General features: G+C 68.6%; 9 protein-coding genes. 8 read left to right on the plus strand and 1 reads right to left on the minus strand.

Annotated features, from left to right (window positions below):
• Positions 1 to 206 precede the first annotated feature (206 nt).
• Positions 207 to 866 carry a Type 1 glutamine amidotransferase-like domain-containing protein gene (locus AB0M47_RS40715; protein WP_363423833.1) on the plus strand — a complete coding sequence of 220 codons (660 nt, stop codon included), beginning with the start codon at positions 207 to 209 and terminating at the stop codon, positions 864 to 866.
• A 120-nt stretch (positions 867 to 986) separates the two neighbouring features.
• Here AB0M47_RS40715 and AB0M47_RS40720 read toward each other — a convergent pair whose 3' ends face one another.
• Entirely contained in the window at positions 987 to 1,535 is a 549-nt protein-coding gene (locus AB0M47_RS40720) for a GrpB family protein (RefSeq protein WP_363423835.1), read from the minus strand.
• A 219-nt stretch (positions 1,536 to 1,754) separates the two neighbouring features.
• Between AB0M47_RS40720 and AB0M47_RS40725 the strand changes: the two genes are divergently transcribed.
• The 7 genes from AB0M47_RS40725 to AB0M47_RS40755 all read left to right on the plus strand — a co-directional run bounded on the left by AB0M47_RS40725 (position 1,755) and on the right by AB0M47_RS40755 (position 8,825).
• Positions 1,755 to 2,480, plus strand: a complete 726-nt coding sequence (locus AB0M47_RS40725) for an ATP-binding cassette domain-containing protein (protein WP_363423838.1) — start codon at positions 1,755 to 1,757, stop codon at positions 2,478 to 2,480.
• Positions 2,477 to 3,247, plus strand: coding sequence for an ABC transporter permease (locus AB0M47_RS40730; RefSeq protein ID WP_363423841.1), 771 nt, complete (start codon positions 2,477 to 2,479; stop codon positions 3,245 to 3,247). Before AB0M47_RS40725 ends, AB0M47_RS40730 begins: the two co-directional genes overlap by 4 nt.
• A 17-nt stretch (positions 3,248 to 3,264) precedes the next feature.
• Positions 3,265 to 4,590, plus strand: a complete 1,326-nt coding sequence (locus tag AB0M47_RS40735) for a sensor domain-containing protein (protein ID WP_363423844.1) — start codon at positions 3,265 to 3,267, stop codon at positions 4,588 to 4,590.
• Between the two features lie 14 nt (positions 4,591 to 4,604).
• Positions 4,605 to 5,249 (plus strand): response regulator transcription factor, encoded by a 645-nt coding sequence (locus tag AB0M47_RS40740; protein ID WP_363423847.1) that lies wholly within the window; start codon positions 4,605 to 4,607, stop codon positions 5,247 to 5,249.
• A 355-nt stretch (positions 5,250 to 5,604) separates the two neighbouring features.
• Positions 5,605 to 6,567, plus strand: coding sequence for a sugar ABC transporter permease (locus AB0M47_RS40745; protein ID WP_363423850.1), 963 nt, complete (start codon positions 5,605 to 5,607; stop codon positions 6,565 to 6,567).
• Entirely contained in the window at positions 6,564 to 7,421 is an 858-nt protein-coding gene (locus AB0M47_RS40750; RefSeq protein WP_363423853.1) for a carbohydrate ABC transporter permease, read from the plus strand. Before AB0M47_RS40745 ends, AB0M47_RS40750 begins: the two co-directional genes overlap by 4 nt.
• A 30-nt stretch (positions 7,422 to 7,451) precedes the next feature.
• Positions 7,452 to 8,825 carry an ABC transporter substrate-binding protein gene (locus AB0M47_RS40755; protein WP_363423856.1) on the plus strand — a complete coding sequence of 458 codons (1,374 nt, stop codon included), beginning with the start codon at positions 7,452 to 7,454 and terminating at the stop codon, positions 8,823 to 8,825.
• Positions 8,826 to 8,907: the final 82 nt, after the last annotated feature.

The following is an 8,907-nucleotide window of genomic DNA, read 5'->3' on the forward strand; positions in this document are numbered from 1 at the left end:
AACCCTCTTCCCCTCCACCCCGCTCTCCCTATCAACCCCCCCGCCCGGACGTACCACCGGCGTCTATGCCAGGCCGCCCCCCCCGCCCCCCGCTGGTTACGCGGGGCGCCGCTGCAGTAACCCACGGACGGGGCCGATGAGAACTACGATGTCTCCGTACAGGTGATCGAGCGGAGCCACGTTCCGCCCAGAGGTTCGGAGGCGTCTTGAAGCTTCTGCTCACATCCGGCGGCGTCACGAACCCGAGCATCCACGCGGCGCTCGAGCAGCTACTCGGCAAGCCGGTCGCCGAGAGTCGCGCCCTCGTGATCCCGACAGCACAGTGGGGCCACCCGATGTGCGGTCCGGCTTCGGTGCGGGGCTTGGTGGCCGCCGATCCCGATTTCCGGCACTTCTCCGGCCTGGGCTGGGCGTCGCTGGGAGTCCTCGAGCTCACCGCGCTGCCGACCATCGGCCAGGAGCGATGGGTCCCGTGGGTCCGGGAGGCCGACGTGCTTCTGGTCGACGGTGGTGACGCGACCTACCTGTGCCACTGGATGCGAGAGTCCGGGCTGGCCGACCTGCTGCCCTCGCTGCCCGACACGGTCTGGGTGGGCGTGAGCGCGGGAAGCATGGTGATGACACCCCGGATCGGCGAGTACTTCGTCGAGTGGCCGTCCGCGCCGGACGATCGCACCCTCAGCGTCGTCGACTTCTCGATCTTCCCGCACCTGAACGCCTTCCCGACGAACACCATGGCCGACGCGGAGCGGTGGGCCGCCGGGCTCGGCGTCCCGGCGTACGTCATCGACGAGCAGACGGCCATCCAGGTCGTGGACGGCTCCGTCGAGGTGATCTCCGAAGGGCAGTGGACCAAGCTCGGCTGACCGTCCCCGGGCGGTGACATGGCCGCTCTATGCGTCGAGCTGAACGTCACGGATGAAGCGAACGGCCCGACGGGTGGCTTCTTCAACGCCGAAGGCGCGATTCCCTGGTAGGGGTGAGCCTTATCGCCGGATGGGAACCTCGTTCGCGTCGATGGACGCGCGATCGTCGTCACTGAGACCCGCTGCTGCCAAGATGCGTTGCACCATGGCGTTCTTGCCCGCGCCGTAGTCGTAGATGTCCGCCGCTTCGGCACCCACGCGCCGCTTGACGTCGCCGTACTCGTCGCGAAGCTGCGGATCGGCCCGCAGGGCGTCGCGGACCGCCAGATGGTTTCGCAGCGACAGCGAGCCCTCGACGATCACGTACGTGTTGGTCCTGCCCAACCGCTCGGGTGGGTCGAACGCCCAGCGCTGGGGGATGCCCAGTTCGCCGAGCGGGGTGAAACCACGAGAGACCAGGACCGCCGACGCCGCCTCGACGTGGGGTGCGGAGACGACGATGTCGCAGTCGATGACGGGCTTCGCGGCCAGGCCGGGAACCGAGGTGCTGCCGACATGCTCGATCGCGATGACAGGTACGCCCGCGGCGGACAGCGCCGCCTGGTACTCCGAGCGTAGCGCCGCGAACCGCTCCGCCCAGATCGGGTCATAGTCGACGACTTCGATCATGCGGCGACTGTACAAGGTCCTCGACGGTCTGAATCGCCGCGCCTCACACGGCATACACGCTTCCCGCACTGGTAGTGGCGCGGTCGTCCAGGCTCGGGGCTGTGACGTCCGTCGCCTCAGCTGCCAGACCAGTAGCCCGCGTGGGGGCGGATAACCCCCAGGCGGAGTCGGATGGTTTCCGGCTTCCGACCACCCGCAGCGCTGCCTAGCGTCGATGGTGTGATCGAACTACGTGAGCTGACCAAACGCTACGGCGACCAGGTCGCCGTCGACGGGCTGAGCGTGCGGGTCCAACCAGGGGTGGTGACCGGCTTCCTCGGCCCGAACGGATCCGGCAAGTCCACGACGATGCGGATGATCCTCGGCCTGGACGCCCCGGACCATGGCGAGGCACTGATCGGCGGCGTCCGGTACCCGGAGCTGAACTGGCCGCTGAAGACGGTCGGCGCACTGCTGGAGGCCGGAGCGTTCCATCCCGGCCGCAGCGCCCGTGCGCACCTGGCCGCGCTGGCCGCGAGCAACGACATTCCCGCGTCCCAGGTCGAGCGGGTGCTGCGCATCGTCGGTCTGTCCGACGCGGCGACGCGGCGCGCCGGTACCTACTCGCTTGGCATGCGCCAGCGGCTCGGCGTCGCTGTGGCTCTGCTCGGCGATCCGGGTGTCCTCCTGCTCGACGAGCCGGTCAACGGGCTGGACCCGGAGGGCATCCGCTGGATCCGGGACCTGCTGCGCGGACTCGCTGCCGAGGGCCGGACGGTGTTCGTGTCCAGCCACCTGATCGCCGAGATGGCGCTGACCGCCGACCGGCTGGTGGTCATCGGGCGCGGCCGGCTGCTGGCCGAGACAACCGTCGCCGAACTCGCCGCCGGCGAAGACAGCCTGGAGGACGCGTTCTTCCGGCTCACCTCGCAGGCCACCGACTATCGCGGAGTAGGAGCGTCATGAGCAGGTACGGATTCCGGCACGCGGCCCGGATGGAGCGGATCAAGATGCGCAGCGTCCGGTCGACGTGGTGGCTGGTCATCGCGGCGGTGGTCTCGATGGCCGCGACCGGTGCCGGGGTGGGCCTCGGGTACCGGTCGCACACCCCGGTCGCCACCGTCGCCCAGATCTTGAACAACAGCCTCGGCGGGGCCATTCTGGCCCAGTTACTCCTCGGAGCGCTCGGCGTCCTGATGGTGACCGGCGAATACGGCACCGGGATGATCCGCTCGACGTTCGCCGCGGTGCCGCGACGTCGGATCGTCCTGGCCGCGAAGGTCGCCGTGTGCGGTGGCGCGGCGCTCACCGTCGGCCTGGTCGCGAGCTTCGCCGGCTACCTGAGCGGGCAACTCGCGATCCGCGGCACCGCGATCCCGGCCGCCTCCCTCGGCGATCCGGCGGTCCTGCGCGCGGTCCTGCTGACCGGCGTGTACCTGGGCTCCACCGCGCTGATCGGGGTCGGGATCGGAACGATCGTGCGGCATTCGGGCGCCGCGATCGGCATTCTGTTCGGTCTGATGTTCGTCCCGATGATCGTGGCCGGGCTGTTCGGCGAGAGCGGAATCTCGGTCGGGCGGTTTGTCCCGCTGCTGATGCTGCTCAACTCGATCGCGGTGACCTCGCCGATACCCGGGGTGTTCTCCGCCTGGATCAGCACGCTGCTGATGTGCGGGTACGCAGCGGTGGCCGTCCTGTCCGGCGGCGCGCTGCTCCGCCTTCGCGACGCGTGACCAGCGACAATGGGCTGATGACCGCGCTGCGCGCTCCGTTCACCACATTGGCTCTGCGCCAGGCGGTGTTCTGCGTCGCCGGCGTGGTCGGGGCCGTCGCGATCCTGGCCGTACCGGCGGTCGTGCCGGCCGCGGGCGTCCTCATCCTGTGGGCGACCGGGGCGTTGGCTCACCCGCCGGGACCGGGCGTCGCACCGTTGTTCGTAGTCCTGTTCACGCTCACCATCGCGCTCCTGGTCGTCCTGGCCGCCCCGATCGGGCGCGCGTTGGGAGCCGTGCAGCGCTCACTCGCGGATCGGCTGCTCGGCGTGCAGGTGGACGCCCCGCCGCCCCGGCCCTCCAAGCGGATCGGTGCCCTGGTCTCCGACGGACCGGGTTGGCGCGCCGTCGGGTACGGCCTGCTCAAGGTGCCACTTGCCATCCCCGAGGGCTACGGTGCGTTCTGCTATGTGTTCGGCCTGATCAACCTCAGCTACCCGGTGTGGTGGCCGCTGTTCCGCAACCACCCGGCCGGCACGCTGCTCGGGCCGGTGCGGGCGCTGACGCCGTTCGGCATGATCAGTACGCGGACGTTCGCCGGGACGTGGCTCATCGCCACGGTCGGCCTCGCCATGCTGCTGGTCGCACCGTGGTTGATGCGTGCCGGTACGACACTGGACCTTGCTGCGATGCGACGCCTGCTCGGTCCGCGTCGGCTCGCCGAGCGGGTCCGCGAACTGCAGGTCAGCCGGGCCCGCGCGATCGACGACGCGGCGGCGATGATGCGCCGCCTGGAACGGGACCTGCACGACGGCGCGCAGATCCGGCTGGCCACGCTGGCGATGAACCTCGGCATGGCGACCGAGAAGCTCGGCACCGACGGCCCGCCACCCGACCTCGCCCAAGCTCGCGAACTGGTGGCGCTCGCCCGCGCCGGAGCGAAGGATGCCCTCGCCGATCTGCGCGACCTGGTCCGCGGTATCCACCCGCCGGTCCTCGACAACGGCCTCGGCGACGCGCTGGCCACGCTCGCGACGAGCACCGCCCTGCCGGTCACGGTAGACGTCGAGTTGCCCGAGCGCCCGGCGCCCGCGATCGAGACCATCGCCTACTTCTGCGCCTCCGAACTGCTCGCGAACGCGGCCAAACACGGCCGGGCGACTCGCATCCGGCTCGGCGTAGTCCGATCCGGCGAGCACGTGACGCTGACCGTCGCGGACGACGGCATCGGTGGGGCGGACCTGGACGGTCCTGGCCTGTCCGGCCTGGCTCGCCGCATCGCCGTCGTGGACGGCCGGATGCGCATACACAGTCCGACCGGCGGTCCGACCCGGGTCGAGATCGAACTGCCCACACAGGTGTGAACGGAGGCGACAGCATGCGGGTGGTGATCGCGGAGGATGCCGCGATGATGCGGGAAGGGCTGGTCCGGCTGCTCACCGACCGCGGTTTCGAGGTGTGCGCGGCGGTGGCCGACGCGGACGCGTTGCAGTCCGCGATCGCCGCCGTCGTACCGGATGTAGCCATCATCGATATCCGGATGCCACCGACGCACACCGACGAGGGACTGCGCGCCGCCATCAACATCCGACGCGACCATCCTGACGTCGGTGTGCTGGTGTTCTCGCAGTACGTCGAGACCCGCTACGCGACCCGCCTGCTCGCCGATCGGCCGACCGGCGTCGGATACCTGCTCAAGGACCGCGTCGCTGACGTCGCCGATTTCGTGGACGCGCTGACCCGCGTGGCATCCGGTGGCACCGCACTGGATCCGGAGGTGGTCGGCCACCTGATGCGGGCCGGGCAGGACACGGCCGGGCTGGCGTCGCTGACCCCACGGGAGCGTGAGGTGCTTTCGCTGATGGCCGAGGGACGATCCAACGCCGGGATCGCGGCGGCTCTTGTCATCACCCCCGGAGTGGTGGAGAAGCACGTGGCGAGCATCTTCGCCAAACTCGGTTTGCCGTCCTCGGATAGCGACAACCGTCGCGTCCTGGCCGTCCTGCGCCACGTCAGCGGCTAGTGGTCACCGACCGGGCGTCCGCGAAGCGGGACCGCCAGTGATCGATCGCCAGGACCGGACCTCGACGGCCGGTGAACCGCACCGGATCCGATGGCGGCTACATCGGGGTGGGTAGCCGCCTCGGTGAGACGGGTCTGGTTGGGATCGTAGAGAGATGCATTTGCAGTTGCTCCCTTCGCTGGTCGGTAGGAGACCGGGCTGTTGGTGCAGGTGGCGGTACGCGGCGGTGCCGCAATAACCGATCATCTCGATCGACAAGCAGGAGATTGTCGAACCTCAGAACTACTGATCATCGATGTTATATATTCACCTTTCGGTTACCGTTCGTACACCTGGCATCGGTTAGCTGCCGATCATGGTTGCGGAGATCAAACCGAGCACGGATCCGCCGCTGCTGGAGACTTCCGCCGCGGAGCCGAGCTTTCGTGCCAGGCGGGGACGCCGGCGCCGGGCGAGCCGCGAGGCGGCGATCTTCCTGGCATTCGCCGTGCCCAACCTGGCGCTGATCGCCGTGTTCACGTACCGCCCGCTCCTGCTCAACATGTATTACTCGACGTTGGACTGGACCCTGGGCGCGCCGACGGCCAGGCCGGTGGGCCTGTCCAACTACGTCGACTTCTTCCAGTCCTCGGAAGCGGTCCAGGTCTTCCTCACGACCGCGGTGTTCACCCTGGCCACCGTCTTCCTGTCGATGGCGCTGGGCCTGATGGTCGCGCTCGCGCTCAACCGCAGGGTCCGCGGTGCCGGGCTGGCCCGCGCCACGGTGTTCTCGCCGTTCGTGCTGTCCGGAGTCGGCGTCGGCCTGGCCTGGCAGTACATCTTCGACCCCACGGTCGGTGCGCTCGGTGCGATCCTGCGTAGTTTCGGCATCGCCAGTCCGCAGTGGTTCAACAACGAGACGCTGAGCCTGGTGATGGTGGTCCTCGTCTACGTCTGGAAGAACCTCGGCTACGCCGCGGTGATCTATCTGGCCGGTCTGCAGTCGATCTCGTCCGACGTCCTGGAGGCCGCCGCGATCGACGGCGCGAGCGCCCGGCGCAAGTTCTTCTCCGTCGTGCTGCCGCTGCTGTCGCCGACCACTTTCTTCCTGTTGGTGACCAGCACCCTCAACTCGCTGCAGGCATTCGATCTGATCCGGGTGATGACACCCCTGGGCCGCGGCACGACGACCCTCATCTACGACGCCTATCTGCGGGCGTTCGGTGGCTACAACCAGGCAGGTTATTCGGCGATGCTCTCGACGGTACTTTTCGTCCTACTCGTGATCCTGACCCTGTTCCAACTGGTCTTCCTTGAGCGGCGGGTGCATTACCGGTGACCGCTGACTCCCGGCCGCTGTCGCGCCGCAACCTCGCCGCAGCCCTGGTCGCCGACTACCTGCCGATCATGCTCGCCATCCTGATCGTGGTCCTGCCGCTGGCGTACCTGATCCTGTCGTCGTTCAAGTCGCCCGCCGACGTCATCACGCAGAAACTCGTCGTCCTGCCCGATCCGTGGCATCCGGCGAACTACAGCGAGGCGGCGCGGATCGTGCCCTTCCCGCGGCTGTTCCTGAACTCGGCGATCGTGACCGTGGTGGGCGCCGGGATCAAGGTGCTCCTGGCCGTCTTCACCGCGTACGCCCTGGTGTTCGTGCGCTTCCCGGGCCGCAAGTACGTGTTCTGGGCGGTGCTCGCAACGCTGATGGTGCCGCCGCAGGTCAGCGTCGTGCCGAACTTCGTGTTCGTCAGCGGCCTGGGCGGGCAGGACACCTACTGGGGCATCATCCTGCCCGGGCTGGCGACCGGATTCGGCACCTTCCTGCTGCGGCAGAGCTTCCTCACGCTGCCCGCGGAGGTGATCGACGCCGCGCAGGTCGACGGGGCCGGGCACTGGCGGCGGTTGTGGCACATGGTGGTGCCCATGGCGGCGCCGAGCATCGCCACGGTCGCCCTGGTCAACATCGTGTTCGAGTGGAACGACTACCTCTGGCCGCTGGTCATCGTCTCGGATCCGCAGATGATGACCCTGCCGGTGGGGCTGACCCTGTTGCAGAACAGCGAGAACTCGGCGGCCTCCTACGGCATCGTGATGGCCGGCACGGTCATGGTCCTGCTTCCCGTCCTCGTGGTGTTCGCCGCCTTGCAGCGCCACATCGTCACCGGCTTGACCCAAGGCAGCGTCAAGGGGTGACTTCCGTCCCCATCGATCAGGAGGTGCACCGTGTTCCCGTCGGGTCCCGCCAGGCAATCAGGTGAACTGAGCAGAAGAGGGTTCCTCGGCCTGGCCGCCGCAGGGCTGTCCGCGACGGTGTTGTCCGCCTGTAGCGGCCCGTCGACCTCGTCCAGCACGACGCCTGACAAGCGGCAGCAGGTCGACTTCACCGGCGTCAAACCCGCCCGTGAGATCACCTTCTGGTCGTCGAACCCCGGTTCCTCCCAAGAAGTCACCCAGCAGATCATCGACGCCTTCCACCAGAGCCAGTCCGACATCCGCGTACAGCTGGTGACCGCCGGCTCGAACTACGAGGACATCGCCCAGAAGTTCCAGGCCGCCCAGGCCGGCGGCAAGCTGCCCGACCTGGTCGTGCTCTCGGACGTGTGGTGGTTCCGCTACTACCTCCAGGACTCGATCATTCCGCTGGACTCGGCGTTCACCGCCCTCAACTGGGACACCAGCGACTACCGGGAGCAACTGGTCTCCGACTACAAGTACGACGGCGCGACGTGGGCGATGCCGTGGGCGCGGTCCACGCCGCTGTTCTACTGGAACAAGGCCCACTGGGCGGCCGCCGGGCTGCCCGACCGGGCGCCGACGACCTGGACCGAGTTCGCCGAATGGGCTCCCAAGCTGAAGGCCGCCAACGCGGGCATCCAGAACGCGTTCCAGCTGCCCGCGCTCGCGGGATACGCCGGATGGAGCTTCCAGAACAACCTCTGGGGCTGGGGTGGCAGCTGGTCGGCCAAGGGCGCGTTCGACATCACGTGTGACAAGCCCGAATCGGTCGCCGCGTTGCAGTTCATCGCCGACGCGGTCTACAAGAACAAGTGGTCGGGCGTGGCGGGCAAGGACTCGACCAACGATCTGTCGGCGGGCGCGGTCAGCGCGACGGTCGGCTCGACCGGCAGCCTGGTCGGCATCCTCAAGGTGGCCAAGTTCGACGTCGGTGCCGGATTCCTGCCCGGCGGCCCGGCGGCGACCTCACCGGTGTGCCCGACCGGCGGCGCCGGAGTGGGCATCCCGAAGAAGATCAAGCCGGAGAACCAGCTCGCCGCCGCGACGTTCATCAAGTTCCTCACGTCGCCGGAGAACACCCTGAAGTTCGCGCAGGCGACCGGCTACATGCCGGTACGCAAGTCGGCCGACCCGTCGTCGCTGATCGCCAAGGCGCCGCAGTCGAAGGTGGCGATCGACCAGCTGGCCGCCACGCGCAATCAGGACTGGGCCCGGGTGTTCCTGCCGGGTGCCGACCAGGAGATGGCCAACGCCTGCGCCGCCATCCTGACGAAGAACGCCGAGGTTCAGGGCGAGATGACCAAGCTCAAGTCCAAGCTTGAGGGCATCTACACCTCGCAGGTCCAGCCGCACCTGAAGTGAGCGCCGCGGGGGGGGGGGGGGGCCCCCCGCCGCCCCCCCCCCCCCCCCCCCCCCGCGGGAAGACGGGCCCCGCTGGATATCA

The organism is Hamadaea sp. NPDC051192 (assembly GCF_040682475.1).
Taxonomy (GTDB): domain Bacteria; phylum Actinomycetota; class Actinomycetes; order Mycobacteriales; family Micromonosporaceae; genus Hamadaea; species Hamadaea flava.